This is a genomic window from Streptomyces indicus (genome assembly GCF_900100315.1).
Taxonomy (GTDB): Bacteria; Actinomycetota; Actinomycetes; order Streptomycetales; family Streptomycetaceae; genus Streptomyces; species Streptomyces indicus.
Genome location: NZ_FNFF01000006.1, coordinates 16,238 through 42,224 on the forward strand (window position 1 = coordinate 16,238; position 25,987 = coordinate 42,224).

At 71.8% G+C, this 25,987-nt stretch carries 23 protein-coding genes and 1 pseudogene; 10 read left to right on the plus strand and 14 right to left on the minus strand.

The window, feature by feature from the left end; translation table 11 throughout:
* Positions 1-8 precede the first annotated feature (8 nt).
* Positions 9-965, plus strand: coding sequence for a sigma-70 family RNA polymerase sigma factor (locus tag BLT97_RS16905; protein ID WP_176953795.1), 957 nt, complete (start codon positions 9-11; stop codon positions 963-965).
* Positions 966-1,057: 92 nt separating this feature from the next.
* Here BLT97_RS16905 and msrB read toward each other — a convergent pair whose 3' ends face one another.
* The 4 genes from msrB to BLT97_RS16925 all read right to left on the minus strand — a co-directional run bounded on the left by msrB (position 1,058) and on the right by BLT97_RS16925 (position 4,590).
* Positions 1,058-1,465 carry a peptide-methionine (R)-S-oxide reductase MsrB gene (msrB, locus tag BLT97_RS16910; RefSeq protein ID WP_093610980.1) on the minus strand — a complete coding sequence of 136 codons (408 nt, stop codon included), beginning with the start codon at positions 1,463-1,465 and terminating at the stop codon, positions 1,058-1,060.
* A 13-nt stretch (positions 1,466-1,478) separates the two neighbouring features.
* Positions 1,479-2,894: a UDP-N-acetylmuramate--L-alanine ligase gene (gene murC / locus BLT97_RS16915; RefSeq protein ID WP_093610982.1), complete on the minus strand. Its 1,416-nt coding sequence runs from the start codon at positions 2,892-2,894 to the stop codon at positions 1,479-1,481.
* Between the two features lie 213 nt (positions 2,895-3,107).
* Positions 3,108-3,575, minus strand: a complete 468-nt coding sequence (locus tag BLT97_RS16920; protein WP_093610984.1) for an indole-3-glycerol phosphate synthase — start codon at positions 3,573-3,575, stop codon at positions 3,108-3,110.
* 157 nt (positions 3,576-3,732) lie between these two features.
* Positions 3,733-4,590, minus strand: coding sequence for a pyrimidine reductase family protein (locus tag BLT97_RS16925; RefSeq protein ID WP_093610986.1), 858 nt, complete (start codon positions 4,588-4,590; stop codon positions 3,733-3,735).
* Positions 4,591-4,626: 36 nt separating this feature from the next.
* Here BLT97_RS16925 and zapE point away from each other — a divergent pair, with 36 nt between their 5' ends.
* From zapE to BLT97_RS16940, 3 genes are all read left to right on the plus strand, one after another.
* Positions 4,627-5,733: a cell division protein ZapE gene (zapE, locus tag BLT97_RS16930; RefSeq protein WP_093610988.1), complete on the plus strand. Its 1,107-nt coding sequence runs from the start codon at positions 4,627-4,629 to the stop codon at positions 5,731-5,733.
* 140 nt (positions 5,734-5,873) lie between these two features.
* The gene (locus tag BLT97_RS16935; protein ID WP_093610990.1) at positions 5,874-7,250 is read left to right on the plus strand and encodes a PhoX family protein; all 1,377 of its coding nucleotides are present in this window, start codon (positions 5,874-5,876) and stop codon (positions 7,248-7,250) included.
* Positions 7,251-7,672: 422 nt separating this feature from the next.
* Positions 7,673-8,521, plus strand: coding sequence for a polyphosphate kinase 2 family protein (locus BLT97_RS16940; protein WP_093611490.1), 849 nt, complete (start codon positions 7,673-7,675; stop codon positions 8,519-8,521).
* A 36-nt stretch (positions 8,522-8,557) separates the two neighbouring features.
* Here the strand turns inward: BLT97_RS16940 and BLT97_RS16945 are convergent, their stop codons facing one another.
* Positions 8,558-9,643, minus strand: coding sequence for a sensor histidine kinase (locus BLT97_RS16945; RefSeq protein ID WP_093610992.1), 1,086 nt, complete (start codon positions 9,641-9,643; stop codon positions 8,558-8,560).
* Positions 9,644-9,867: 224 nt separating this feature from the next.
* On the opposite strand from BLT97_RS16945, the gene BLT97_RS16950 reads away from it, so the two are divergent.
* A complete protein-coding gene (locus tag BLT97_RS16950) occupies positions 9,868-10,734 on the plus strand; it encodes a polysaccharide deacetylase family protein (protein WP_093610994.1) in 867 nt (288 codons plus the stop codon).
* 80 nt (positions 10,735-10,814) lie between these two features.
* Here BLT97_RS16950 and BLT97_RS16955 read toward each other — a convergent pair.
* A pseudogene (locus tag BLT97_RS16955) lies at positions 10,815-12,154 on the minus strand (ABC transporter ATP-binding protein).
* 205 nt (positions 12,155-12,359) lie between these two features.
* Between BLT97_RS16955 and BLT97_RS16960 the strand changes: the two are divergent.
* Positions 12,360-13,499: a ThiF family adenylyltransferase gene (locus BLT97_RS16960; RefSeq protein WP_093610996.1), complete on the plus strand. Its 1,140-nt coding sequence runs from the start codon at positions 12,360-12,362 to the stop codon at positions 13,497-13,499.
* Positions 13,500-13,568: 69 nt separating this feature from the next.
* Here BLT97_RS16960 and BLT97_RS16965 read toward each other — a convergent pair whose 3' ends face one another.
* The 7 genes from BLT97_RS16965 to BLT97_RS16995 form a co-directional block, all read right to left on the minus strand.
* Positions 13,569-14,741, minus strand: coding sequence for an acyl-CoA dehydrogenase family protein (locus BLT97_RS16965; protein ID WP_093610998.1), 1,173 nt, complete (start codon positions 14,739-14,741; stop codon positions 13,569-13,571).
* A 99-nt stretch (positions 14,742-14,840) separates the two neighbouring features.
* Positions 14,841-15,617, minus strand: a complete 777-nt coding sequence (locus BLT97_RS37300) for a 4'-phosphopantetheinyl transferase family protein (protein ID WP_107407021.1) — start codon at positions 15,615-15,617, stop codon at positions 14,841-14,843.
* Positions 15,602-16,321: a class II aldolase/adducin family protein gene (locus tag BLT97_RS16975; RefSeq protein ID WP_093611002.1), complete on the minus strand. Its 720-nt coding sequence runs from the start codon at positions 16,319-16,321 to the stop codon at positions 15,602-15,604. Before BLT97_RS16975 ends, BLT97_RS37300 begins: the two co-directional genes overlap by 16 nt.
* A gap of 13 nt (positions 16,322-16,334) precedes the next feature.
* Complete coding sequence (locus BLT97_RS16980) at positions 16,335-17,087, minus strand: dihydrodipicolinate reductase C-terminal domain-containing protein (protein WP_093611004.1); 753 nt, start codon at positions 17,085-17,087, stop codon at positions 16,335-16,337.
* Between the two features lies 1 nt (position 17,088).
* Positions 17,089-17,358, minus strand: coding sequence for a hypothetical protein (locus BLT97_RS16985; RefSeq protein WP_093611006.1), 270 nt, complete (start codon positions 17,356-17,358; stop codon positions 17,089-17,091).
* 111 nt (positions 17,359-17,469) lie between these two features.
* Positions 17,470-18,903, minus strand: coding sequence for a class I adenylate-forming enzyme family protein (locus BLT97_RS16990; RefSeq protein WP_093611008.1), 1,434 nt, complete (start codon positions 18,901-18,903; stop codon positions 17,470-17,472).
* Positions 18,900-20,261 (minus strand): nitroreductase family protein, encoded by a 1,362-nt coding sequence (locus BLT97_RS16995; RefSeq protein ID WP_093611010.1) that lies wholly within the window; start codon positions 20,259-20,261, stop codon positions 18,900-18,902. Before BLT97_RS16995 ends, BLT97_RS16990 begins: the two co-directional genes overlap by 4 nt.
* Before the next feature lie 394 nt (positions 20,262-20,655).
* Between BLT97_RS16995 and BLT97_RS17000 the strand changes: the two genes are divergently transcribed.
* The 4 genes from BLT97_RS17000 (at position 20,656) to BLT97_RS17015 (ending at position 24,834) form a co-directional block, all read left to right on the plus strand.
* Positions 20,656-22,068 (plus strand): condensation domain-containing protein, encoded by a 1,413-nt coding sequence (locus tag BLT97_RS17000; RefSeq protein ID WP_143041344.1) that lies wholly within the window; start codon positions 20,656-20,658, stop codon positions 22,066-22,068.
* Positions 22,061-23,041, plus strand: coding sequence for an ABC transporter ATP-binding protein (locus BLT97_RS17005; protein WP_093611014.1), 981 nt, complete (start codon positions 22,061-22,063; stop codon positions 23,039-23,041). Before BLT97_RS17000 ends, BLT97_RS17005 begins: the two co-directional genes overlap by 8 nt.
* A gap of 52 nt (positions 23,042-23,093) precedes the next feature.
* Positions 23,094-23,915 carry an ABC transporter permease gene (locus tag BLT97_RS17010; protein WP_093611016.1) on the plus strand — a complete coding sequence of 274 codons (822 nt, stop codon included), beginning with the start codon at positions 23,094-23,096 and terminating at the stop codon, positions 23,913-23,915.
* Positions 23,916-24,018: 103 nt separating this feature from the next.
* Positions 24,019-24,834: an ABC transporter permease gene (locus BLT97_RS17015; RefSeq protein ID WP_093611018.1), complete on the plus strand. Its 816-nt coding sequence runs from the start codon at positions 24,019-24,021 to the stop codon at positions 24,832-24,834.
* 18 nt (positions 24,835-24,852) lie between these two features.
* Here BLT97_RS17015 and BLT97_RS17020 read toward each other — a convergent pair whose 3' ends face one another.
* Positions 24,853-25,863: a LacI family DNA-binding transcriptional regulator gene (locus tag BLT97_RS17020; RefSeq protein ID WP_093611021.1), complete on the minus strand. Its 1,011-nt coding sequence runs from the start codon at positions 25,861-25,863 to the stop codon at positions 24,853-24,855.
* Between the last annotated feature and the right edge of the window lie 124 nt (positions 25,864-25,987).

The window sequence follows — 25,987 nt, forward strand, 5'->3', positions numbered from 1 at the left end:
TGAGCTCCGTGGACAGCACCGCCGTCGACCGCTTCGACACGGACCGGTTCGAGGCCGGCCGCCCCCGGCTGGCCTCGCTGGCGTACCGCCTGCTCGGCTCCGCCGCCGACGCCGAGGACGCCGTACAGGACGCCTTCCTGCACTGGCAGGCCGCCGACCGCGGCCGCATCCGGGTGCCCGAGGCCTGGCTCACCAAGGTCGTCACGAACCTGTGCCTGGACCGGCTGCGTTCGGCACAGGCCCGACGCGAGCGCACGATGGGCGCCTGGCTGCCCGAGCCGCTCCTCGACGGCGACCCGATGCTCGGCCCGGCCGACACCTTCGAGCAGCGCGAGTCGGTCTCGCTCGCCGTGCTCACCCTGATGGAACGGCTCTCCCCGCAGGAGCGGGCCGTGTACGTGCTGCGCGAGGCCTTCGCCCACAGCCACGCCGAGATCGCCGACATCCTCGGCATCTCCGAGTCCGCAAGCCAGCAGCACCTGCACCGCGCCAGGAACCGCATCACCGCGGCCCGCCGTCACACCGGCGCGGAGCCGGACCCCGCCTCCGCACGCAGGATCGTCGAGGAGTTCATGCTCGCGGCCGTCTCGGGCCGCACCGAACGCCTGGTGGCCCTGCTCACCGACGACGCCACCGCGATCTCCGACGGCGCCGGCCTCACCGACAAGCTGCTGCGCTACGAGACCCCGGAGCGGATCGCCGCCATCGCACGCGCGGGCTTCAAGTCCACGCGCGCGAAGCAGCGCCGCGCGGGCGGCCCCTCCGCCGTCCACTACGCACTCCTCAACGGCGCCCCGGCCATCCTCTTCGTCCCCGACGACACGGTCATCGGAGCAGTCACCTTCGACCTCACCGCAAGCCGCATCACCACGGTCCGCGGCATCGCCGCCCCCGAACGCCTGACCCGCCTCACGGACGCGTGGCGCCGGTACGAAGGGGGAACGCCGCTGATCACGGACTGGTGACCGGCGCCCCGGATCCCATGCCGCCGGCGGAACGCGAAGTGCCCCCACTCCGATCTCTCGGAGTGGGGGCACCCGTTTACCTGCGCAAGCCGTCAGGCCTCCGTCGGTTCCAGCCGCAACGAGATCGAGTTGATGCAGTACCGCTGGTCCGTGGGCGTCGGGTAGCCCTCGCCCTCGAAGACGTGTCCCAGGTGCGAGCCGCAGCGGGCGCAGCGCACCTCGGTGCGGACCATGCCGTGGGAGCGGTCCTCGAGGAGTTCCACGGCGTCCGTCGACTTGGGGTCGTAGAAGCTCGGCCAGCCGCAGTGGGAGTCGAACTTCTCCTCGGACGTGAAGAGTTCGGCTCCGCACGCGCGGCAGGAGTAGACGCCCTTGGTCTTCGTGTCGGTGTACTCACCGATGAAGGCCGGCTCGGTGCCCGCCTCGCGCAGGACCTTGTACTCGGCCGGGGTCAGCTCCGCGCGCCACTGCTCGTCCGGCTTTTCGACCTCGTACGACATGATCCTCGGCTCCTCACTCGGCAGCGGTGGCGGTGTCCCCGGACAGGTGGTCCAGGATGCGCGGGCCCAGGTCCGTGACGTCGCCCGCGCCCATGGTGAGAACGAGATCGCCCGGCTTCGCCATTCCCGCGATCACGGCGACGGACTTGTCCTTGTCGTGCTCCGCGACGACGTCGGCGCCGGCGGTGCGGGCCGCGTCGATGATCAGGTCGCTGGTCACGCCCGGGATCGGGTCCTCGCGGGCGGGGTAGATGTCGAGGACGACGGAGGAGTCGGCGAGGGCGAGGGCCTGGCCCATCTCCGTGCCCAGTTCCTGGGTGCGGGAGAACAGGTGGGGCTGGTAGAGGACCAGGATGCGGGAGTCCGCGGCGGCCGCGCGCATGGCCTCCAGGTCGGCGGTCATCTCGGTGGGGTGGTGCGCGTACGAGTCGATGACCTGGACGCCGGCCGCCTCGCCCTTGAGCTGGAGGCGGCGCTTGACTCCGGTGTACGACTTCAGGGCGGCGGCCAGGTTGTGGGCCGGGATGCCGAGCGCGACGCCCGCGGCGAGGGCGGCGACCGCGTTGTGCGCGTAGTGGCGGCCGGGGACCGACACCGTGAAGGTGAGCAGCTTGCCGCCGATGAGGACGGTGACCTCGCTGGTCAGGCCGCGCGGGGTGATCTTGTGGATGCGGACGTCCGCGCCCTCGGACTCGCCGTACGTGACGATGTTGAGCGAGGAGACGTCGCGCAGGCGGCGGGTGAGTTCGACGGCGCCGGACTGGTCGGCGGCGATCACGAGGGTGCCGCCGGGGACGATCTTGCCCGCGAAGGTCTCGAAGGAGTCGTAGATCTCGTCCATCGAGGCGTAGTTGGCGTGGTGGTCGAGCTCCACGTTGAGGACGATCGCGACCTCGGGGGCGTACTTGTGGAAGCTGCGGTCCGATTCGTCCGCCTCGGCGACGAAGATCTCGCCGCTGCCGTGGTCGGCGTTGGAGCCGGGGGCGTCCAGGTCGCCGCCGATCGCGTACGAGGGGTTCAGGCCGAGGGAGGACAGCGCGACCGCGAGCATCGAGGTCGTGGTGGTCTTGCCGTGGGTGCCGGCCACCGCGATCGGGCGCAGGTTGTCCATGAGGGCGGCGAGCGCGTCCGAGCGGTGCACGACCGGGATGCCGCGCTCCTTGGCGGCGGCCAGCTCCGGGTTGTCGGCGCGGATCGCCGAGGAGACCACGATCGCGCTGGCGTCCTCGGCCAGGTGCGCGGCGTCGTGGCCGAGGTGGACCGTGGCGCCGAGGGCGCGCAGGGCGTCGGTGGTGGCCGAGGCCTTGGAGTCGCTGCCGGCCACCTGGGCGCCGCGCTGCGTGAGGATCTTCGCGATGCCCGACATTCCGGCGCCGCCGATGCCGATGAAGTGCGGTCGGTCCAGGGCAGGGGGGATGCCGGGGGTCATGCGGGTCTCCCGAGGGTCGCGTTCCAAGTCGGGGACCAGCCTATGCGGTGCGCGGGGGCGCGCTGAGCAACGGTCCGTGTCGCCCCGGCCGGCTCGCGGTGCGGCACGGCCGGGGCGCCACTTCGGGATGCGGGGTGCGGCCTCCGGATGTGGAGCGCGCCCTCGGGCTACGGGCGCCTCGTTCCGCGCGTACGGCCTACGCGTACGTACGGCCTACTCGTTGTGCGCGTACAGCTTGAGCACCGGGACGCCGACCTTGTGACGGGCCCGCGAGGCCCAGTCGCGGTGGAAGAACTCCTCGACGTAGTGCGGCGCCGTCAGGACGATGACCTCGTCCGCGCCCGTCTCGTCGGCGATCGCGGTCAGGACGTCCAGGGGGTGGTCCTCGACCAGATGTCCGACCGCCTCGCAGCCCGCCTCGCGCAGCGCCGCCAGGGAGTGGTCGAGCGCCTGCTGCGCGGGGCCGACCGCGTCCTTGCCCTCGGGCTCGTCGCCTTCGTGGACGGCCTCCTCCAGCTCGCCCAGGGCCACGTCGTCCACGGCGCGCAGCAGCCGGTCCTGGTCACCGCGCGGCTGCATGAGGACGACGAAGGAGACCGTGTCGTCTCCGTGCAGGGTCGTGACGAACTCCACGTCGATGGCCGACAGGGCCTTCTCGATCATCAATACGCTCGTGAACACGTCCGGCGCCCTTCTCCTTCGGGACCCTTGCGGCCCCTGTGGAACCTCGGGGGCCTCGCGGCCCCTGCGGAAACCATCCTTCCCCGTGCCCGCACGGGGTCTGCGTGTCTAAGTGTGCCCAGCGCAGACGAAACGGAACGACAGATTCCGCCGATTGTCAGCTTCGACGGTAGCGGCAGAACAGGAACCCGTCCTCTTCCAGGAGCGACGCGAGGTGCAGCCGCTTGGGCACCTCGACGCAGGGGCCGCCGCCGATCCGCTGCGCGTCGCCCGCGGTGAGCATGGGCGAGACCGTCAGGCACAGCTCGTCCAGGACGTCCGCCGCGACCAGCTGCCCGAGCAGCTGCGGACCGCCTTCGGTGAGCAGCCGGGTCAGGCCGAGGTCCGCGAGCGCGCGTACGGCCGCGGCGGGGTCCACGCGGGCGGTGTCCCCGGCGACCAGGACCCTGGCGCCCGCGTCCTCCGCGGCGCGCACCCGGTGGGCCGGGGCCTCGGCGCCCGTGAGGATCAGCGTGGGCACCAGGGGTTCGGTGAACAGGGGCAGGGTGAAGTCGAGGTCCAGGCTGCCGCTGACGATGGCGATCGCCGGGGCCGGGCCCTGTCCGGCGGCCGCCCGGCGCGCGGCGAAGGCATCGCGGGCCCGTGCGGGCCGGTACCCCTCCAGGCGTACCGTTTCCGCACCGACCAGGACCACGTCCGCGAGCGCCCGCAGCGTGCCGAAGATCCGCATGTCGGCCTCGCTGGAGATGGGCTGCGAGCGGCCGTCGTGCTGGGCCGCGCCGTCCAGCGTGGACACCATGTTGGCGCGCAGCCAGGGGTCTCCCCCCGGCGGGTACGCGTACCGGTCGGCGAGCTCGTCGAGGCTCCACTCCCGGTCCTCGGCGGAACTCCGCTCACGGACCGGGCCGGAACTCTGCTCGCGATCCTGGTCGGAACGCGGCTCACGGGCCTCGTCGGCTCCCTTCTCGGAGCCGGGGACGACTGTCGCTTCGGTCACAGGGAACAGGCTGCGCATGCCCCGCAGTCTGGCACGGACGTAGGCTGGAGAGCTGTGTCGCCTTCTCCTGACTCCACCGCCGCAGCCGGCCGTTTCCCGCTGGCGGGCCCGGCCCCCCAGTCCCTCTGCGCGCGTGAGCCGCATGTCCCGGCCGAGCGCCTCGTCGCCGAGATGGTGCCGCCGCCGCGCTTCCAGAAGGCGCGCTTCGAGACGTACGTGCCGGACGCATCGCAGCCCTCGCAGGCGCAGGCCGTCGAGGTCCTGAGCAGCTTCGCGGGCACGCTCGGCGGTGCGCACGCGAGCGGGGCGGGCAAGCGGCGCTGGTTCCAGAAGAAGGCGCCCGCGGTCCCGGCCGGTCCGCGCGGGGTCTACCTCGACGGCGGGTACGGCGTCGGCAAGACGCATCTGCTCGCCTCGCTGTGGCACGCCACCCCGGCCGAGTCCTCGCTCAAGGCGTTCGGCACCTTCGTGGAGCTGACGAACCTGGTGGGCGCGCTCGGGTTCCAGCAGACCGTCGCCACGCTCAGCGGCCACCGGCTGCTGTGCATCGACGAGTTCGAGCTCGACGACCCGGGCGACACCGTGCTGGTGTCCACGCTGCTCGGCAAACTCGTCGATGCGGGCGTCGCGTTGGCCGCGACCTCCAACACGCTGCCCGGCAAGCTCGGCGAGGGCCGGTTCGCCGCGGCCGACTTCCTGCGCGAGATCCAGGGGCTTTCCGCGCACTTCAAGACGCTGCGCATCGACGGCGAGGACTACCGCCACCGCGGGCTGCCCGAGGCCCCGCAGCCGTACAGCGACGAGCAGGTCGCCAAGACCGCGTACGCCGTCCCGGGCGCGAGCCTGGACGACTTCCCGCATCTGCTCGACCACCTCGCCAAGGTGCACCCGAGCCGGTACGGGGCGCTGACCGACGACCTCGCGGCCGTGTGCCTGAACGGGGTGTCGGCCGTGCCCGACCAGTCCACGGCGCTGCGGCTCGTGGTGCTCGCCGACCGGCTCTACGACCGCGAGGTGCCGGTGATCGCGTCCGGACTGCCGTTCGACCGGATCTTCGGCGAGGACATGCTGAAGGGCGGTTACCGCAAGAAGTACTTCCGCGCGATCTCCCGGCTGACCGCGCTCGCCCGGGACGGGAAGCGGCTGGTCGAGGGCGTCTGACGGCCGGCGGGGCCGCAGCGGCGACGGAATCCGCAGCGGGACACGCGGTGCGGAGTTCTACGCGCGTGGTTCCCGCGCAGGCACCTGCGTGCTACACACAGGCGGGTCACATTCCTGTCCGCCAACAGGGAGTTGCCCGAATGACCGAGACAAGCATGCCCGCTTCCCGGCGCCAAGTCCTCGCCGCAGGTGGCGCGTTGGGCGTGGGGATCACCTTCGCCGGTTCCCTCACCGATCTGTTCGCCGGCAGCGCGGCCGCGCACGGCAGAGGCGGCTACGGGCCGCTCGCGCCCGACCCGGCCGGTCTGTTGGACCTGCCCAAGGGCTTCACGTACAAGGTGCTTTCGCGCGAGGGCGAGGCGCTGCGCTCCGGCGAGGGGAAGGTGCCGACCAACTTCGACGGCATGGCCGCCTTCGCGGGCAGGCGGGGCGGTACGCACCTCGTCCGCAACCACGAGAACCGGCACAACGGCAGGATCGGCGTGCCGGTGGTCGAGGGCCTGACGTACGACCCGGCGGCGCGGGGCGGCTGTACGGCGCTCGCGCTCGACCGGCGCAACAACGTGCTCGACGAGCGCGTGGCCATCGCCGGTACGGCCGTCAACTGCGCGGGCGGGCCCACCCCTTGGGGCACCTGGCTCACCTGCGAGGAGAACGAGGACAAGGCCGGCACCAACGGCTACACCAAGGACCACGGCTTCATCTTCGAGGTCGACCCGGTGGACCCGCGCCGCACCGGCGCCGTCCCGCTCACCGCGATGGGCCGCTTCCAGCACGAGGCGATCGCGGTCGACCCGAAGCGGGGTGTCGTCTACGAGACCGAGGACGCGTTCCAGCAGCCGTTCGGGCTCTTCTACCGGTTCCTGCCCAACAAGCCCGAGGGCGGCCGCGGTTCGCTGCGCGCGGGCGGCCGGCTCCAGGCCATGCGGGTGCCGGGCGTACCGGACCTCTCCTCGATCCAGGAGACCGGCGCGACCTTCGACGGCATCGAGTGGGTGGACGTACCGGACCCGCTCGCGGCCCAGACCCCCATCCGGCTCCAGGACTTCGGGCCGAAGGGCATCACGCACGCCCAGAAGCTGGAGGGCTGCTACTGGGGCGGCCGCTCGGTGTACTTCGTGTCCTCGTACGCGCGCAGCCGCGAGGGTTCGGCCGGCGACCACTACGGCCAGATCTGGAAGTACGACCCTTCGTCGCGCCGGCTCACGCTGGTGATCGTGTTCGGCCCGGACACCGACGTCCAGCTGCCGGGCGAGGAGCCGGACAACATCTGCCTCGCGCCCAGCGGCGGCCTGATGGTGTGCGAGGACGGCGAGGGCGCCCAGCACGTGTACGGCCTGACGCGGCGCGGCGAGGTGTACCCGATGGCCGGCAACCGGCAGAACATCGGGACGCCCGAGGAGCCGGAGTGGGGCGAGTTCGCGGGCGTCACGTTCTCGCCGGACTTCGACACGATGTACGTGAACTGCTACACCCCGGGCACAACCTTCGCGGTGACAGGGCCCTGGCACCGGTAGGCGGAGCGTGAGTTCCCGCCGCGGCTCCTGAGGCAGTGAGGCGGCGCCCGCGCACCGGTCGCGGGCGCCGCCGTTCCGTCGCACGATCGGAAGGGCTGTCGTACGGACGCAAGGGGTAGGACGTGGCGAAGACGAGGAACAGGACGCAGCAGCCGGGCACCTCCGCCGAGGCGGACAGGAAGAAGCCCGGGAAGGCCGCGGCCGGTGTGCGCTCCGTGACGAAGAAGGCCAAGGCCAAGAGCGAGAAGGCCAAGAACGAGAAGGTCAAGAGCGGGAAGGCCAAGGCGAAGGCGGAGCTGATCAAGGCCGGGGCGAAGGCCGGGCAGATCAAGGCGAAGGCCGCGAAGGGCGGGGCCGCCGGGCTTGAGACCGGGAAGGCCGCGAAGGCCGCTGAGGACAGGTCTGCCGGGCTCCACGCCACCGTGGCCGGCGGCGCGCTGCGCGACCTGCTGCGCGTGCCCGAGGGCGAGCGCCTCGACCTCTCCTCGTACGACGCGCGCGCCACCCCGGCAGGACCGGCGGGCAAGGCCGAGGCCCTGGCCGACATGGCCCGTATGGGTGAACGTCTCGCCGACCTCCAGGAGCGCCTGTACGCGGCGAGCACCTCCGGCGACCGGCGCCGGGTCCTCCTCGTCCTCCAGGGCATGGACACCAGCGGCAAGGGCGGCACGGTCAAGCACGTCATCGGCCTGTTCAACCCGTCCGGCTGCCGGATCAAGGCCTTCAAGGCGCCCACGCCCGAGGAGCAGAACCACCCGTTCCTGTGGCGGATCATGAAGGCGCTGCCGGAGCGGGGCGAGATCGGCATCTTCGACCGTTCGCACTACGAGGACGTCCTGATCGCCCGCGTCCGCGAGCTCGTGCCACGCAGCCAGCTCGGGCGCCGCTACGGGCAGATCAACCGCTTCGAGAAGTCCCTGACGCACGACGGCGTCACCGTCATCAAGTGCTTCCTGCACATCAGCTTCGACGAGCAGCGCGAGCGGCTGCTCGAACGGCTCGACCGCCCGGACAAGCACTGGAAGTTCAACCCGGGCGACATCGAGGAGCGCGCCCTGTGGCCCGCGTACCAGGAGGCGTACGAGATCGCCCTGGAGCGCTGCTCGACGGAGGCCGCGCCCTGGTACGTGATCCCGGCGGACCGCAAGTGGTACCGGAACTGGGCGATCAGCAGGCTCCTCCTGGAGCACCTCGAAGCCCTCGACCCTCAGTACCCGAAGGCGGATTTCGACGTGGCGGAGTGCAGGGCGCGGCTGCTGAAGGGGAGCTGACCGGCCGCCGCGAGGGGACCTGGTGCGGCGGGCGACTCACGCGAGCGGGGCGCGGGGCAGCTCCACCGTGATGCGCAGACCTCCGGCGGGACGCGGTGTGAGGGTGAGGGTGCCGTCGTGCGCCTGGGTGATGGTGTTGACGATGGCCAGACCGAGGCCGACGCCCGCATGGTCGGACCGCACGCGCTCGGTGCCGCGCTGGAACGGCTCGGTGAGCTTCGCGGCCACGCCCGGAGGGATCGGCTCCCCGGTGTTCTCGACGGTGAGCACCACGGTCCTGGGGCGGACCCGGGTGGTCACCCACACGCTGCCGTGCTCCGGCAGGTTGTGGACGATCGCGTTGTGCACGAGGTTCGTGGTCAGCTGAAGCAGGAGCGCCGGCGAGCCGACCGTGGGGGCGATGTCCGCGTCCGTCTCCAATGTGATGCCGCTCTTCTCGGCGAGCGGCAGGAGGGTCTCGGTGGCTTCGTCGGCCATGAGGGACAGGTCGAGGTGTTCGCGCGCGAAGGACCGCCGGCCGGCCCGGCTGAGCAGGAGCAGCGCCTCGGTGAGGTCGATGGCCCGGGTGTTGACGGCGTAGAGCCGCTCGACCAAGGGGTCGGCGGCGCGGGCCGGATCGGCGCGGGCCACCTCCAGGAGTGACTTCGAGACGGACAGCGGGGTGCGGAGCTCATGGGAGGCGTTCGCCGCGAATCTCTGCTGTTCGGCGACGTGCGATTCGAGGCGCGTGATCATCGTGTCGAAGGTGTCGGCCAGCTCGCGGAACTCGTCCCGGCGGCCCGGAAGCCTGATCCGGTGCGACAGGGAGCCGTTCGCGACCGTACGGGTGGCGTCGGTGATGCGGTCCAGGGGGGCGAGCATGCGGCCGGCCAGGAACCATCCGCCGATCAGTCCGAAGAGGAGGAGGAAGACCATGACGGCCACCGCCGTCGGCGCGAAACCGCGGACGAAATAGGTCCCGGGTGTCGCTCTCCAGGCACCTTCCTCGTTGGTCCGCAGCCAGCCCTCGCGCAGCAGGAACACGCCGATGGCGGCGAGCAGCAGGGCGCCGGCGAGCATCAGGAACCCCGCGTAGCTGAGGGTGAGCTTGAGACGGACGCTCAGGCCGGGCGCCCTATCCACGGCCCACACCTTCCGGGTGGAACGGGTCGGGGCGCGGCCCCGCGCTCTTCAGCACACACATGCTGCGAAGGGTACGAGGCGGCACATATCGCCGGCGTATCGAAAACCGGATGCGTGGTGCATCGAATACCGGGATGCACGGCGCATCGGGAACGGCCTCGCAGCGCCTGCGGCACCTTCGCGAAATGAGCGGTTTATCCGATTTGCCGGGTTAACGTCCGCGCATGACGACCCTCACGACCCCCACCACCCTGACTGCCCGCACCCGCACCGCCCTCGCCTGCTGCCTGCTCGCCGCCGCGCTCGGTGGCTGCTCGTCCGCCCCCGAGGCGCCGGTCACGAAGCCCGCGCCGTCTCCCGAGACCACCGCATCGCGTCCGCCCACGCTCGCGCCCGGCCCGCAGGGACTCGCCCCGGTGTTCAAGAACGGCAAGCGCGCGGAGAAGGTGGTGGCGCTGACCTTCGACGCCGACATGACGGCCGACCAGGGTGCGCGGGCCGCGCGCGGCGAGCGCTTCGACAACCCTGAGCTGATCTCCACACTGCGCCGGCTCGACGTGCCCGCCACCGTGTTCATGACCGGGCGGTGGGCCGAGGAGTACCCGGCACAGGCCAAGGCGATCGGCGCGGACCCGCGCTTCGAGGTGGCCAACCACTCGTACAGCCACTACGCCTTCACGAAGGACTGCTACGGACTGCCGACGGTCGCGCCGAAGGACATGCGGGCCGACGTCGAGAAGGCCTTCACGGCGTTCAAGAAGGTGGGCGTGCACAACACCGTGCCCTACTTCCGCTTCCCCGGCGGCTGTTACGACAGGACCGCGCTGAAGGCGCTGGCGGCCGGCGGGGTGACCGCCGTGCAGTGGGACGTGGTGAGCGGGGACGCGTTCGCGACCGACGCCGACGCCGTGGCGCAGGACGTGCTCGGCGGGGTCAGGCCCGGATCGGTGGTCGTGATGCACTGCACGCGCAGCGCGGCACCCACGACCGAGAAGGCGATCCGGACGATCGTGCCGGAGCTGCGCAAGCGCGGCTACCGGTTCGTGCGCGTCTCGGAGCTGATGGGCGCATCGGCGGGCGCTTCCCGCTGACCCTGCGCGGGCGCCACGGCGCCACGGCGCCACGGCGCTACGGCGCTACGGCGCTACGGCGCATCAGCCCCGAACCCACATCACGGCTGCAGCCCCGGCATCGAGTCCGGGGCCGGGCAGATGCGCGTGCCCGCGCGGTCGAACACGTAGAGCCGCTCCAGGTCGACGAGGAGCGGGATGTGCGCGCCGGCGCGGATGCGGTGTTCGGGTCCGGCGCGCAGCACCAGGTCGCCGCCGGCCGTCGTACGGCGCTCCGGCGGTACGGACACGGGGCTCCCGGGGCGGGACGGCGCGGAGGCCCGCGCGCGGTCGCCGCCCAGGGCGCGGGCGTGGGCGAGCGCGCGGCGAGCCAGGGCCGGCGCGCGGCGCCCGCGGGGGCCAGGTCCACGGCGGGCCGGGAGGCTTCGAGTTCGGGGACGAGGGCGCGGCGGGAGCCGGTGTTCACGTGCACGAGCACCTCGTGGCCCTGGTACTCGACATGCTCCACGACCCCGCCGAGCACGGCCTCCGCGGAACGCGCCTGGCTCGGCGGGGCGATCCGTACGGCCTCGGGGCGCAGCCCGACGATCACCGGCCGGCCCTGCTGGATACGGAGCAGCTGGTGGTCGGTGGTCAGCGGTTCGGGCAGGCGCAGGCGCTGCCGGCCCAGGTCGAGCGCCATGGGCGAGCCGAGCGGGGCGTGGACCACACCCTCCAGGAGGTTGATGCGCGGGGTGCCGATGAAGGCCGCGACGAAGACGTTCACCGGGCGCGCGTACAACTCCCGTGGCCTGCTGACCTGTTGGAGCACCCCGTCGCGCATCACCGCCACGCGGTCGCCGAGCGACATCGCCTCCGCCTGATCATGTGTCACATAGACGGTGGTGACGCCTAGTTCGGCCACGATCCGGGCGATCTCGGCGCGCAGATGGCTGCGGAGTTTCGCGTCGAGGCTGGAGAGGGGTTCGTCGAGCAGGAACACCGAGGGCTGCCGGGAGATCGCCCGCCCCATCGCCACGCGCTGCCGCTCACCGCCCGACATCTGCGCGGGGAAACGGTCGAGGAGATCCTCGATGGCCAGCATGCGCGCGGTGGACCGCACCTGCGGGTCGTGGTCCGTCGCGGGGTCGCGCAGCCGCAGCGGGAAGGCGATGTTCTCGCGGGTGGTCATCGACGGGTAGAGCGCGAAGCTCTGGAACATCATGGCGATGTCGCGTTCGCGCGGCAGCACGTCGTTCGCGGGCTCCCCGCCGAGCAGCAGCTCGCCCTCGCTGATGTCCTCGAGCCCGGCGATCATGCGCAGGACCGTGGACTTGCCGCAGCCCGAGGGCCCGAGCAGCACCAGGAACTCCCCCGGCGCCACGGAGAGGGACACCTGGCGCACGGCGTACGCGTCCCCGTATCTCTTGCTCACTTCGCGCAGTTCGATGGCGTGACTCATGGACATCCGCCTGGAGTTGGGGGCCGGGCCCGGCTGGGCCGTACGGCCGAGAGTGGCTCGGACCCTAAGCACGGGGCAGGGTCCACACAAGAGTTATGTGCAAAATTTTCTGCGACATGTTGAGAAACTGCGTTGCAGTGAGATGCAATTGCGTTCCAGAGGCGCCGAGTTGAGCGTTTCCCGCCCGGACACCCCAGGAGACCCCATGCCGCTTCCCCCGCTGGCGCGACCCGTCACCGGCCTGCCCGCCTCGGAATCGACCCGTCAGGCACATCAGTTGATACGCGCCGGGCACGGCTCCGAGGGGCAGCGCCGACTGGCCGGAAGCCGGGTCCTGGTCGTCGGCGCCGACGAGATCGGCGCCCCGCTCATCGCGCACCTCGCCGACTCCGGCGTGGGGATGATCGGTGTCGCCGACGGCTCTCGCCTGGACCCGTGGGACCGCTACCTCGGGCTGCCCGACGCGGAACCCGCGGACCGGGCCACAGCCTGGGCCCGCGTGCTCGAACGCACCCATCCGTTCGTGCGCACCGTGGCTGAGGGCTGGTTCGAGCTGCCCCGCGCACGCGAACTCGTGCGGGACTACGACCTCGTGGTGTGCGCGGGTGAGGACCCGGCCCGCTGTCAGCTCGTCGACGACGTGTGCGCCGAGGCAGGCCTGCCCTTCGTGTGGGGCTCCATGGGGGCCGCCGGAGGGCGCGTCTCGGTCTTCTGGGACCGGCACGGCCCTGGCTTCAGGGATCTGTTCCCGGAGCCTCCCGCCCCCTACTTCCGTGGCGTGTCCGGCGCGCTGAAGGTGGTCGGCGCCTGGCTGGGGGTCGCCCTGGCCACCGAGGTGGTCAAGCTGCTCACGGGTCAGGGCGAACCGCTGGTGGGCCGGGTGATGGAGTACGACGCGATGGCCGGCACGTGCGCGACCGTGCCGCTGCGGCCGCAGGAGCGGGCCGCGCGCCCGGCCGAACCCACCGCCGCCGAGCCCTTCTTCGGGCTGCTCTCGCCGGAGGCGACCGAGGCCGCGCGGGAGTCCACCATCTCCGCGGAGCAGCTGAAGGAACTGCTCGACACGGACGCCCCGGTCCACCTGGTGGACGTCCGCGAGCCGGACGAGTACGCCTTCGCCCGCCTGCCGGGCTCGGTGCTCGTCCCGCAGGGCGAGTTCCTGCACGCAGACGCCGCCGCACAGTTGCCCACGGACCGCAGGACCGTGCTGCTGTGCCGGGCAGGGATCCGCTCCGCGGAGGTACTCGCCGTGGTCAAGCGGAGCGGTCACCCCGACGCGGTCCACCTGGGCGGGGGCATCCTGGCCTGGGCGGAACGGATCGATCCGGAGATGCCCACCTACTGAGACCGGCTCGGCGAGGACGCTTCCCGGGTCCGGCGGGCCGTCCGCTTGCCCCCGGGGGCACCGCCCGCTTCACAGCGAGGTCGAGATCACCAGGCGCTGGATCTGGTTGGTGCCCTCGATGAGCTGGAGCAGTTTGGCCTCGCGCATCCATCGCTCCGTCGGGTGGTCGGTCACGTATCCGTAGCCGCCGAGTACCTGGACGGCATCCGTGGTCACCCGCATCGCGGTGTCGGTGGCGAAGAGCTTGGCCTGGGCGGCGGCGGCCGAGACAGGCTCTCCGGCGTCCAGTCGGCGGGCCGCGTCGAGCAGCAGCGAGCGGGCAGCGGCCACCTGGGTCGCCATGTCGGCGAGCAGGAAGCCGAGGCCCTGGAAGGTGATGATCGCCTTGCCGAACTGCTGCCGGGTCTTGGCGTAGGCGACGGCATAGTCGAGCGCGGCCTGGGCCAGTCCCACCGCGCAGGCGGCGATGCCGAGGCGCCCCCGGTCGAACAGGCCCATCGCGATCAGAAATCCCTTGCCGGGCCTGCCGATCCGCCGCTCCTCGGGGATCTCCGCCCCGTCGAAGACGATCTGGGCGGTCGGCGAGGACCGGACGCCCATCTTGCGTTCAAGGGCCTGCGGCCGGATGCCCGGTGTGCCGGCGGGCGCAAGGAGCAGGGACAGTCCGCGCACGCCGTCGCCTCCCGTGCGGCAGAACACGTTGTAGTAGTCGGCGGCGCCCGCGTGACTGACCCAGGACTTGACGCCGTTCACGGCGTACCCGCCCTCCCGCAGGACCGCCGTGGTCCGCAGCGCGGAGATGTCGGAGCCGGCCTCGGCCTCCGAGACACAGTTCGCGCCGAGGAGTTCGCCGCCGAGCATGTCCGGCAGCCAGGCGGCCCGCTGTTCGTCGGTGCCGAAGGCCGCAAGGCCGTAGCAGGAGAGCACGTGGATGTTCACCGACTGGGCGACACCCAGCCACTGTTGGGCCAGGGTCTCCAGCACGGTGAGGTACACCTCATAGGGCTGGCCTCCTCCGCCGTACTCCTGCGGGTAGGGCAGCCCGAGCAGTCCGGCCCGGCCGAGCGTGCGCAGCAGGTCGCGCGGGAAGGCCGCCTCGGCCTCGTACTCCTCCACGCGGGGCGCGAGTTCGGCGGCCGCCAGGTGCCGGACGAGTTTCAGCAGGTCGATGGCTTCCTCGGTCCAGGCGGGCCCGGTGGGCAAGGGCCGCGGGCGTCGGGCCGGGGCGGAGGTGGTGGTCATGGCAGCGTCCTCGGATTCGGTGGAGCAGCGCCACAGGGGGTGCCCGGGGCTGCGGAGGGGGGTCGGGGGATCCGCTTCAGGGGCGGGAGGAGGAAGGCGTTACGCGCGCAGGCCGGCGTCCGGGACTCCGGGACAGACCGCGAGCGCCACCGGACAGCCCTGGAACGGAGGCATCCGGTACCAGTGCGCACCGCCCCAGCTGCCGTGCCGTGCGCCTGCCGGGACCGGGATCCGGCGAAGCCCCGGGCCGGCCCGCAGCCCCAGCGCCTTGGCACAGGCCTCACGCACGGTCCATGCGGCGGCGAACTCCAGCTGGGCGCAGGTGACTTGGGAGGTTGCGGCGTCGGGGGCGGGACCGACACGGGTTGCGGGTCCGGTACGGGTTGCGGGTCCGGTACGGACTGCGGGTCCGGTACGGACTGCGGGTCCGGTACGGACTGCGGGACCGGCCCCGGCCACCCCGTACCGGCGCAGCAGCCGGGTGCCCACCGGTACGGGGATCTGGAGGTCGACGCCGACCTCGCAGCCGTGGGCGGCCGTGGCCGCGATCCGGCCCGCGCTGTGCGAGATGCTCACCGCGATCTCGGGAGCGCTCACGCAGACGGGCCTGCCGTCTGCCCGCGCGACGATGCGCACCGACTCGGCGGATTCTCCGGTGAGTTCGGCGACGGCGCGGCGCACCAGGGCGCGTCCTGCGAGGAATTCCCGGCGGCGCAGGCCGGTCATGGCGCGCGCGGCCCGCAGGTCGTCGGGGTCGGCCGGAGGCGGCGTACCGTCCGCGCGTCCGAGCAGCGTCACCGTCGTCGCGCCGGCAGCCGCGAGACGCATCAGGACCGGCCTCGCGGTGAAGCCGGCCGGGATCAGGCCGGCAGCCACTGCCCGGCCTCGGGCCAGCGCCGCACGGCACGGCGGACCGCGTAGTCCCAGTACGAACGGACGGAGAGGTCCGCGTAGATGAAGTCCTGCTTGAGCCGAACGTCCTGAGGGCTCGAGTAGTGGTAGGCCTGCCCCGTGGAGAGCGCGGCGAGCTGAAGCCGGCAGGCGCGCTCGAGGACTTGGGCGAAGACCGCGGCATGGCGCACGCTCTTGCCGACGACCACGCCTCCGTGGTTGCGCAGGAAGACGGCCCGGCCGGTGTCCCCGAGTTCCTTCGCGATCTGGTCGCCGGTGGCGATGTCGAGGACGGTGTTGCTGGTGGTGGTGAAGACGCCGGTCGCGTCCACGAAGCAGGCGCCTTCGTGGGACAGGGGGCGCAGTTCGAGGTCGCAGGCGCCGAACAGCAGGGTGTACGGGGCGTGGCTGTGCACGATGCCGTTGACGTCCGGGCGGGCCCGGTAGATCGCCTGGTGGAGCGGGAGTTCGGGGGGCGCCGAGCGCGGGGCCGGCTGCTCGTGGTCCACGGCGGCGGTCACGGTCTCCTCGGGGGTGACCTCGTCGAACCCGCAGAGCGCGTTCTTGATCAGGAAGGTGTCCGCGCCGGGCATCCTGGCGGATATCTGGCCCTGGTTGAAGTCGTCGTGCCCGTCCAGGGAGAGCATCCGCCCGCCCAGGGCGAGCTGGGCGGCCAACCGTCGTGTCATCGGAGTACCTCTCTCATTGCGTGGTCGGCCAAGGGGCGGCCGAGAGCGTGTCGAAGACCTCGTCCACGGTCACCAGGCCGGGAGCCCGCCCGGGCAGGTGCCGGGCCAGGCCCAGGGCGGTACGCGCCACGGCGTGCAGGGACGTCACCTGGTGGTGCACGGTGAGTGCCTCCTCGGCACCCCAGGTCCAGGTGATCGAGTGCTCGCTGACCTCGGGGCCGCCGCGCCGCAGTCCCAGCTCCGCCCCGGGATGGCCGCCGGCGTCCGTCCAGGCGGCGGCGAGCCGTTGGGCGGTCGCGCTGACCCGCGCCGCTTTGCGCACGGGGTGCCGGTCGAGGACGTCCACCACCGGTGCGGTGAGGTGGTGGGCGGCAGCGACGAGACCGGCGATCCTGCGTTGCAGATAGCTGCCGAACGAGAGGTTGACGGCCTCGAGCACGGGCACGGCGGCGGCCACCTCGGAGAGCGGTCCCGGGTGGGTGTCGCGGAGATGGGAGACGCACTCGAGGAGCGGAACGGAGTGCCGCAGGCAGTACGCGGCGACCTCCGGGAAACCGTCCGGCGCACCGGCGTCGATGAGGACGGCGGGCACGGACTCCACGGTCCAGCCGGTGCTCGCCCGCGCCCGCAGGCTCACCGGCACGCGGGCGTCCGCGCAGGCCTTGAGCAGGGCGCTGCCGAGCCGTCCCGCGCCGACGATGCCCACGGTGAACGGTGGTGCGTCCTGCGCGCGGGCCGGCTCCGGTGCGCTCCTGGCCGACGCCACGCTAGGCCGCATCGGAGCCCAGCTCGGCCAGGACGGCGGTGACGATCCCGTCCACCGTGCCGAGGGCCTCGCCACCCTCGTCGGCGTCCAGGTAGACGCCGAACTCGTTCTCGATGGCGTCGAGCAGGCGGATGTAGGAGAGCGAGGTGTAGTTGACGGCTTCCAGTACGCCTCCTTGTGCCTCTACGTCCTGCACGCTGATCTCGCCCTCGTGGGACGCGACGATCAGACGGAGCACGCCGTCACGGATGAGCTGCGGGCCGGCTGGCATGACTGACTCCTCGGGATGGGGCCGGCGGCCTCGGCCGCCGGCCGCGGGGGCCGGGCAGGGTGTGCCCGGAAGTGCCGGGCTGTGAAAGGGAGTTGGGCAGGTCCGGCCCGGTCAACGGGTGCCGGTGTCGAACAGGCTCCGAAGTTCGTGCAGCACGGGCTTGCCGATCACCGTGGTGGGGAGGGCGTCGACCACACGGATCAGGGTGGGGATCTTGTGCGCCGCAAGACTGTCCGCGAGGCTGCCGCGGAGCCGCAGGCGTACCTCGCCGGGGTCGGACCCCGCACGCAGCACGAGCACCGCGGCCACGGCGGGTTCGCCGTGCTGGTCGGGCGCTTCGAGGACCACGGCCTGTTCCACTCCGGGCACGGCACCCACCGCCTCGCCGACCTCGACCGGGTCGACCTTGCGCCCGCCCACGTTGATCATGCGGTGGGAGCGTCCGGTCAGGACCAGTTCGCCGTCCTCGAGCCGGCCGCGGTCGCCCGTGGCGTAACGGCCCGCGTCGTCGATCCGGCTCTCCAGGAGTCCGGGGGCGTTGAGATAACGGGTGGCCATCGAGGCGCTGCGTACATGGACGGCCCCGTCCTGCGGGTCCGGCCCCCGGGTCTGGATGTCCACGCCCGGCAGCGGACGGCCGAGGCTCTCGGCCGCGGTGGAGGTGGAGTACGTCAGCGGCCCGGCCTCCGCGACCCCGTAGTAGTTGCCCATCGGCACACCGGTCAGCGCGGTGAACCGCTCCTTGGTCTCGGGGCGCAGTGGAGCGCCCGAGGAGATGGCGACGCGTACGGAGGCGAAGTCGGCGCGGCCGCCGCCGGTGCGCACGAAGGAGTCGTAGAGGGCGGGGAAGGCGACCAGGCGGGTGGCCCGGGAGCCGGCGACGAGCCGGCGGATGCGGCCGCTGGTCGGCAGGCCGTGCGCCAGGTGCAGCTGCGCACCGACGAGGAAGGCGGCCAGAAGAGAGGTGTTGAAGGCGAGTCCGTTGGACAGACCCGCGCAGCACAGGACGCGGTCGTCGGCGGTCATTCCCGTGCCCGCCGCCCAGTTCGCCGCCGCCGCGCGGACCGCTTGGCCGGAGAATTCCAGGCAGTTGGGCTTGCCGGTGGTACCGGAGGTGAAGCGGCACACCTCGGTGTCGGGGTGGAGCGGGTGGCGGCGCCCGGCGGTGTACCGCTGCACGGCGGTCAGGCCGGGCAGCACGGGGACCGCCTCGCCCGCCGCGTCGCGGTCGTGCAGGAGGAGGTCGAGGGAGCAGTCCTCGCTGATGCGTTCCAGTTCGCCGTCGCTCGCCGAGGCGTCGATCAGGAACGGGACCGCGCCCGCGTGGAGAATGCCGAGGTAGGCGGTCACCCAGGCGGTGCTGTTCCGCGCGGCCAGACCGATCCGCGGGCGCTCGTCCGCGGCCCGGACGCCGCCGAACCACTCCGCGGCCCGCAGGCCTGCCCGGTGCAACGCGTCGTAGCCGAGGCAGGAGTCGGGGCCGGACACCGCCGTTCCGCCCCCGTACCGGTCGGCACATCGCTCGAACTCGGCGGCGAGAATCATGAGCGCTCATTCTGTGCGTAGGCGACCGCGAGGCGGTCGAGCTTGGGAACGTCGGGGGTCTCCACGCCCATCGCGACCGCGTACACGACGTCGTGTGTGTCGGGCAGTCCGGCCAGCCGTTTCCAGCGGGCGCTGTCGAAGCCTCCGACTCCGGTGACCGCGAGGTCGCGCCGGGCCGCCTCCAGGTAGACCAGCTGCGCCAGCGCCCCTGCGCGGAAGAGGACCCGCCACAGTCCGGAGCCGTCGGCTTCGTCGATGAGCGAGTCGGTGGGTGCGTGCAGCAGCAGCACGGCCGACGCCTCGGCCAGATGGCGCTGCCCCATGAAGGCCTCGGTGACCGAGTCGCCGGACAGGCCGGCGGTGCGGCGGACGCCGAGACCGTCCGGCCAGGCCATCTCCCGCACGTCTCCGTCGACTTGGCGGAGGACGAGGGTGGTGTGCAGCGGTGCGTCGCCGGTCGGTACGGCCTCAAGGACGGATATCGCCCGGTCGACGGTGCCGTGCACGTCCACCGTACGGACCGTGCCGGGCGCGAAGCCGGTGGCCGACCGGCGGCTGCGGAAGGCGGACTGCGGGACCAGAGGCGCCGTGCCGTTGCGCCGGACCGTCAGCGGCAGAGTGACAGCCCCTGTGCGCGGCCCGGCCGCCGCACTCTCGGCATGAGTGACGAGCGACTCCCAGCAGATCCGCTCCAGCCAGTGCGGCTGCCGGTGCGGCGCCTGCTGCCGGGCGGCCCGGGCGTCGCGCACGGACCAGCCGGGCGACTGGGCCCCGGCGCCGCGGCCGCCCGGCAGCGCGGTGACGGCCAGCGCGGAGTGGATCTCCGCGCACTCGCCGTGCTCCTCGACCAGGGCACCGAGTCCCGGCGGTCGCCGGCGCAGCACGACGCGCGCACCGAGGCTGTCGGCGGCCAGCACCAGGTTCATGTGCAGGTGTGCGGTGTCCAGTTGGGTGTACAGGTAGCCCCGGTCGCCGTACTTGCGCATCGAAAGCCAGGGCCTGGTGGCCAGCACGATGACCGCGCCGCCTTCAGGTACGGCGAGGGCGGCCTGGCAGAGCGCCTCGTCCAACTGCGGCCCCCGGCCGACGAGTTGGCAGATCCGGCGGCCCGGATCGATCTGATAGACGCCGGTCGCGCCGTCGTCGTCCCTGGCCAGGACGTAGCACTCGGAAGGGTGCGTGGCGCCGGCCGAGGGCACGGCACGGCGTGAGCGGTCGGTGCCGACCATGCCCAGGTCGAGCACGGCAAGGCCGGTGCGCAGCCCTCGGGCCGGGGTGAGTGCGGGCGCCCGTGCACTCCCCGCGGAGTCGACCGCCATCCGTGTCCAGAGCGGTTTTCCGCGGACTTCCATCGTCATCTGCTCCTCGCTTCCGGGGAGTTGCAGCGCTTCGGCCTGAACTACGGAGACAGAAGGTAGCGTCGGGACCGGATGACTGCAAATGATTCACAGGAATCAGCAAAATCTCGATAGATGAGATGCTCGTGTTTCGGGTCACCTTGAGCAGATCTCACCCTCTCAAATCGACTGGAACGCAAGGAAGTTGGGCGAATCACCCCGCACGCCCACCGAAAGATAGGCACATTTCACGCGAGCCCTCTCGCTCTCATCGCCGATCCATCGCTGTGATGTCAAAAAATTCAGCGAGACCTGTTGAGAAATTACTGCAACCCGCGCCACTCTTTAGCCCTTCCGCGGGCTGCCGCGGCGGACAGGACCGACAGGACCGACAGGACCGACAGGAAGAGGACAGGTGACAGACTCGACAACCGCGTTGCTGCGGTTCCACGAGGGCTCTCCGCGGAGCGGGCCGATGACCTGGGGTCAGCGCGCGATCTGGGAGGTGATCCGCTGGCTGCCGCCCGACGACGACTCGCTGAACCAGCTCGGCTGGGCGCCCGTCGGCTCCGCGAGCGTGGCGCAGGTGTGCGACATGGTCCGGCTGCTCGTGGAGCGGCACGAGTCGCTGCGTACGACGTATGCCGAACGCGCGGGCGGACTGGTGCAACAGGTCGCCGGCTCGGGCGAGATCGAGATCCTGCTCGCCGAACTCGGACCGGGCGAGCTGGCCGAAGCCATCGCCCCGCTCGGCGAACGGATCCGGGCCGGCGCCTTCGACAGCTCCGCAGGACTGCCGGTCCGCGCGGCGATCGGGCTGCGCGCGGGCGTACCTGCGGCCGTGGCGCTCGCCGCGAGCCATCTGGCGGTCGACGGCTGGAGCTTCCAGATCGTCATGGACGAATTGCGCACCCTGATCGCCACGGGCCCGGACGCCCTGCGTGAGCGCTCCCGACAACCCGTGGACCGGGCCCGGTTCGAGACCTCCGAGGCCGGCGCACGACGCGAGCGGCGCACGCTGGACTACTGGGCCCGCCAGGCGGAGCTCGTACCCGCGAGCATGCTGGCGACCACCTCGGCGCCGGAGCAGCTCGACCGGGACTGGGGGCACATCCACTCGCCCGCCCTTGCGCTGGCCGTCCACGCACTGGCCGAGCGCAGCGGCGCCAATACGGCCACGGTCCTGCTGGGCTCGACCGCTCTGCTCCTGGCCTCCTGGCTCGGTGAGTCCGAGACGGCGCTGCGGGTGATCGTGTCCACCCGCTTCAAGCCCGAGGACGAGGAGCTGGTCGGGGCCTTCAACCAGAACGCGATCGTCCGGCTGCAGCTCGCGGACGAGACCGCCGAGCAGTTCCTGGCCCGTGCGGCCCGCACCGCGCTGAACGCGTACCGGCACACGGAGGCCTGCCCGGTGAAGATGGAGGAGCAGCTGGAGGAGATCGCCCGCCGGCGCGGGATCACCCCCGGCGGGTACTGCTTCTTCAACGACATCCGGTTCAGTGCCGCGGAGCGCAACGCCCCGGCCCCCGCGATCGATCCGCTGAAGCTGCCCGCCCAGCTGGACGAGGCTCTGGCGCGCACGCGGCTGACCCGCCTGGACAGCGAAGGACGGCAGTCCGGCGCCAAGTTCTTCCTCTTTCTCGACGGACTGCGCGACGCGTGCGAGCTCACCCTCTGCACCGATCCCCGCTTCCTGCCCGCATCGGCCTTCGACTTCCTGCACGACCTCGAGCAGTTGACGGTGCACGCAGCCCGGCACCCCGACACCCCGGTGGGCGAACTCGTCGACCGGTTCCGACGCCGGCCGCAAGGAACCCGGAATGACTGAGACCAGGACACAGCCGCAGAGTGCGACGCCCGGACAGCCGCCCCTCATCCGCGCCAAGTCTCTTCAGAAGCGCTACGAAGCCGCCCGCGGCGCCGGGTTCACCGCGGTCGCGGGTATCGACTTCGACGTACGGCCCGGGGAAGCCTTCGGCATTCTGGGGGCCAACGGAGCCGGCAAGTCCTCGACCATGCGCATGATCGCCTGCACCTCGCCCCCGACCGGCGGCAGCCTGGAGGTGCTCGGACTCGACGCGCGGACCGAGGGCGCCCGGATCCGCGCGCGGATCGGCGTGGTCCCGCAGGACGACACCGTGGACGTCGAACTGACGGTCAGGGAGAACCTGTTGATCTACGGGCGCTACTTCGGGCTGCCGAAGGCCGAGATACGGCGGCGCGCCTCGGAGCTCCTCGACTTCGCGCGGCTGACCGACAAGGCGGACGAGCGCGTGGAGGCGCTGTCCGGCGGCATGCGGCGCCGGCTGACGATCGCGCGGGCGCTCATCAACGAGCCGGAGATCCTCCTCCTCGACGAGCCGACCACCGGCTTGGACCCGCAGGCCCGCCACCTCCTCTGGGAGCGGCTGTTCCGGCTCAAGGAGGACGGCATCACGCTGATCCTGACCACCCATTACATGGACGAGGCCGAGCAGTTGTGCGACCGGCTCGTGGTGATGGACGGCGGGCGGATCGTCACCGAGGGCTCACCCGGCGGCCTGATCCGGCGGTACTGCACGCGCGAGGTGCTCGAACTCCGCTTCGGCCCGGGTGAGCGCGAGGCGATGACGGACAAGGCCCGGGGTCTGGTGGAGCGGATCGAGGAACTGCCGGACCGCATCCTGCTGTACACCGACGAGGGGGAGGCCACTCTGGCGGCCGCCCACGCGCGCGGCATCGAACCGCTGACCGCCCTGACGCGCCGGGCGAGCCTCGAGGACGTCTTCCTGACCCTGACGGGTCGCAGCCTGGCCGACTGATGCACCGCGTCGCCCCCGCCCCTCGTCCTGGCGCCGCAACGGAGAGTGCCCGATGACCACGCATGCCCCGCGCCCGTACGGCCCGTCCGTCCGTGCCCGCACCGTCCCGCCCGCCCTGCGCGAGTTCGCCTACTGGCTGCACCGCTACCGCCGCACCTGGCGGGGCACCGTGGTCCTGAACGTGGCGAACCCGCTGCTGTTCCTGACCGGTATCGGTGCGGGGCTCGGCACCCTCGTCAACGACAACAACAGCGCCGCCTTGGAGGGCCTGTCCTACCTGGCGTTCCTCACCCCGGGTCTGCTCGCGGCCTCGGCCACGCAGACCGCCTTCATGGACTCGGCCGATCCCGTGCACCAGTCGGTGCAGGCCAAGGGCCACTACTGGGCCGCGAACGCCACACCGCTCTCCCCCGTCGACATCTTCCACGGCCACGTGCTGTTCAACGTCTTCAAGGTGGCGCTGTCCGCCACGGCCTTCACAGCGGTGGCGGTCGCTTTCGGCGCGGTCGACGCGGCGCGGGCTCCCCTGGCCGTGCTCGCCACGCTGCTCGTCGGGGCCGCGTTCGCCGCGCCGTCCGCAGCCTGGGCGGTGACCACACGGCGTCAGTCCACGGTGCTCGCGGTGCTGCGGTTCGGCGTGATGCCGATGTTCATGTTCTCCGGCACCTTCTTCCCGCTCTCCCAACTGCCCGGCTGGCTCCAGCCGGTGATGCAGGCGACACCGCTGTGGCACGGGGTCGAGCTGTGCCGTACGGCCGCGCTCGGCACGGGCACGGCCGGCGGCACCGCGGTGCACATCGGATACCTGGTGGCCCTCATGGCCGTCGGCCTGCTGGCCGGCCGGCGCACCTACCAGCGGCATCTGCACTCCTGACGAGCGGTACCTGCGCTTGTGACGAGCAGTATCCGCACTTCTGACGAGCGGTACCCGCACTCCTGGCGATCACAGCACCCCACCCCTGAAAGGAAGGGATCCCATGTCGGCCGTGCCGGCGCCGCATGTCTCCGTCCGCTCCGCACCGGCCCCGCGTTCCGGGGGCGTCCGGGCGATGGTCGAGCGCAACCTGATGATCTACCGGCACACCTGGCTCCTCCTGGTGGCCGAGATCTTCGAGCCCGTGCTCTATCTGCTCGCCTTCGGCGTCGGCATCGGCGGGCTCGTCGGCACCGTGCCCGGCCTCGCCGACACCGATGTGCCGTACGCGGAGTTCGTCGCCCCGGCGCTGCTCGCCACGACGGCGATGAACGGCGCGATGAACGAGACGACGTTCAACCTGTTCAACAAGCTGAAGACGAACCACACCTACGAGTCGATCCTGACCACGCCGATGACGGTGCGCACCGTGGCACTGGGCGAGGTGTGCTGGGCGCTGCTGCGCGGTGCGCTGGTGACGGCCGGATTCCTGCTCGCCGTGACCGTCTTCGGGCTGGTGCACAGCCCGTTGGTGCTCCTGGTGGTGCCCGGCGCGCTGCTTGTGGGGTTCGCCTTCGCGGCGCTCGGCCTGGCCGTGGTGACGTACCTGCGGGACTGGCAGGACTTCCAGTACGTCCAGCTGGCCATGCTGCCGATGTTCCTGTTCGCCACCACCTTCTACCCGCTGGACGTCTACCCTCGGCCGGTGCAGGTCCTGGTGGAATGCCTGCCGCTCTACCAGAGCATCGAGTTGATCCGGCAGCCCTCCCTCGGCCAGTTCGGCACGGGGCTGCTGTTCCCGGCGGTCTATCTGCTCGTCCTCGGCGGCCTCGCGCTCGCGGTCGCGTACCGCCGGCTCGACCGGACGCTGCGCAGCTGAGGGGCGCCGGCCGGGAGTTCAGCCGGCGCGCGGCGGCGCGGTCGAGCCCCGGACGACGAGTTCGGGCTCGAAGAGGAGCTCTCCGGGGTGGGCCTGTGATCCCCGGATCTGCGCGCAGAGCAGGTCGACCGCCGCGCGGCCCATCGCCTCGATGGGCTGCCGCACCGTCGACAGCGGGGGCTCCGTGCAGGTCATGAAGGCCGAGTCGTCGAACCCGACGACCGATACGTCGGCGGGGACGGAGAGCCCCTTCCTGCGGGCGGCCCGCACGGCCCCGAGAGCGAGCGGGTCGCTGCCGCACACGATGCCCGTGACCCCTTGTCCGAGCAGCCGTGCGGCAGCGGCCTGGCCGCCTTCGAGGGAGAAGATCGCCCGCTCGACGAACGCGTCGGGCAGCCGGCCGCCCTCGTCCTGCGCGACCTTGCGGGCGGCCGCCAGCTTGCGCTGCGAGGGCACGTGGTCGGCCGGGCCGAGTACCAGGCCGATCCGCTCGTGTCCGAGCGAGGCGAGGTGCCGCCAGGCCTGTTCGACGGCGACGGCGTCGTCGCATGCGACGCAGGGGAAGTCGAGGCCCGCGACCGGGGCGTTGACGAAGACGACCGGGATGTTGCGCTCCGCAAGCCGGTGGTAGTGCTCGTGCGAGGCGTCGGCCTCCGCGAACAGTCCCCCGGCGAACACGACGCCGGAGACCTGCTGTTGCAGCAGCAGGTCCACGTAGTCGGCCTCGGAGACCCCGCCCCTGGTCTGCGTGCACAGCACGGGCGTCAGCCCCTGCTGGGCCAGCGCGCCGCCGATGACCTCGGCGAACGCGGGGAAGATCGGGTTCTGCAACTCCGGGAGCACCAGGCCGACCAGGCGGGCGCGCTCGCCGCGCAGCTGCGTGGGCCGCTCGTAGCCGAGGACGTCCAGTGCCGTCAGCACGGACTGCCGCGTCGCTTCCGAGACCCCGGGCCTGCCGTTCAGGACACGACTGACCGTCGCTTCGCTGACCCCTACTTTCTTGGCCACATGAGCAAGTCGTCGTGTCATGTCCGCAAGAATAACGCAAAGAATGCAAGCAACTTACGCCCTCTTGTCGGTCGAAGGGCAGGTCGAGGAGCAAGTCGAGGGACAGGCCGGACGGGCAAGCCGATCCGCAGGCCATCCCGGCCCC

Excerpts from the sequence above, each read along its gene's own strand:
- BLT97_RS16950 (WP_093610994.1), top strand. The coding sequence starts at position 9,868 with ATGACGACCCTCACGACCCCCACCACCCTGACTGCCCGCACCCGCACC.
- BLT97_RS17010 (WP_093611016.1), top strand. The coding sequence starts at position 23,094 with ATGACCACGCATGCCCCGCGCCCGTACGGCCCGTCCGTCCGTGCCCGC.
- BLT97_RS16960 (WP_093610996.1), top strand. The coding sequence starts at position 12,360 with ATGCCGCTTCCCCCGCTGGCGCGACCCGTCACCGGCCTGCCCGCCTCG.
- BLT97_RS16975 (WP_093611002.1), bottom strand. The coding sequence starts at position 16,321 with ATGACACGACGGTTGGCCGCCCAGCTCGCCCTGGGCGGGCGGATGCTC.
- BLT97_RS17005 (WP_093611014.1), top strand. The coding sequence starts at position 22,061 with ATGACTGAGACCAGGACACAGCCGCAGAGTGCGACGCCCGGACAGCCG.
- BLT97_RS17020 (WP_093611021.1), bottom strand. The coding sequence starts at position 25,863 with ATGACACGACGACTTGCTCATGTGGCCAAGAAAGTAGGGGTCAGCGAA.
- msrB (WP_093610980.1), bottom strand. The coding sequence starts at position 1,465 with ATGTCGTACGAGGTCGAAAAGCCGGACGAGCAGTGGCGCGCGGAGCTG.
- BLT97_RS16990 (WP_093611008.1), bottom strand. The coding sequence starts at position 18,903 with ATGATTCTCGCCGCCGAGTTCGAGCGATGTGCCGACCGGTACGGGGGC.
- BLT97_RS16995 (WP_093611010.1), bottom strand. The coding sequence starts at position 20,261 with ATGACGATGGAAGTCCGCGGAAAACCGCTCTGGACACGGATGGCGGTC.
- BLT97_RS16925 (WP_093610986.1), bottom strand. The coding sequence starts at position 4,590 with ATGCGCAGCCTGTTCCCTGTGACCGAAGCGACAGTCGTCCCCGGCTCC.
- BLT97_RS16965 (WP_093610998.1), bottom strand. The coding sequence starts at position 14,741 with ATGACCACCACCTCCGCCCCGGCCCGACGCCCGCGGCCCTTGCCCACC.
- BLT97_RS16985 (WP_093611006.1), bottom strand. The coding sequence starts at position 17,358 with ATGCCAGCCGGCCCGCAGCTCATCCGTGACGGCGTGCTCCGTCTGATC.
- BLT97_RS16935 (WP_093610990.1), top strand. The coding sequence starts at position 5,874 with ATGACCGAGACAAGCATGCCCGCTTCCCGGCGCCAAGTCCTCGCCGCA.
- murC (WP_093610982.1), bottom strand. The coding sequence starts at position 2,894 with ATGACCCCCGGCATCCCCCCTGCCCTGGACCGACCGCACTTCATCGGC.
- BLT97_RS17015 (WP_093611018.1), top strand. The coding sequence starts at position 24,019 with ATGTCGGCCGTGCCGGCGCCGCATGTCTCCGTCCGCTCCGCACCGGCC.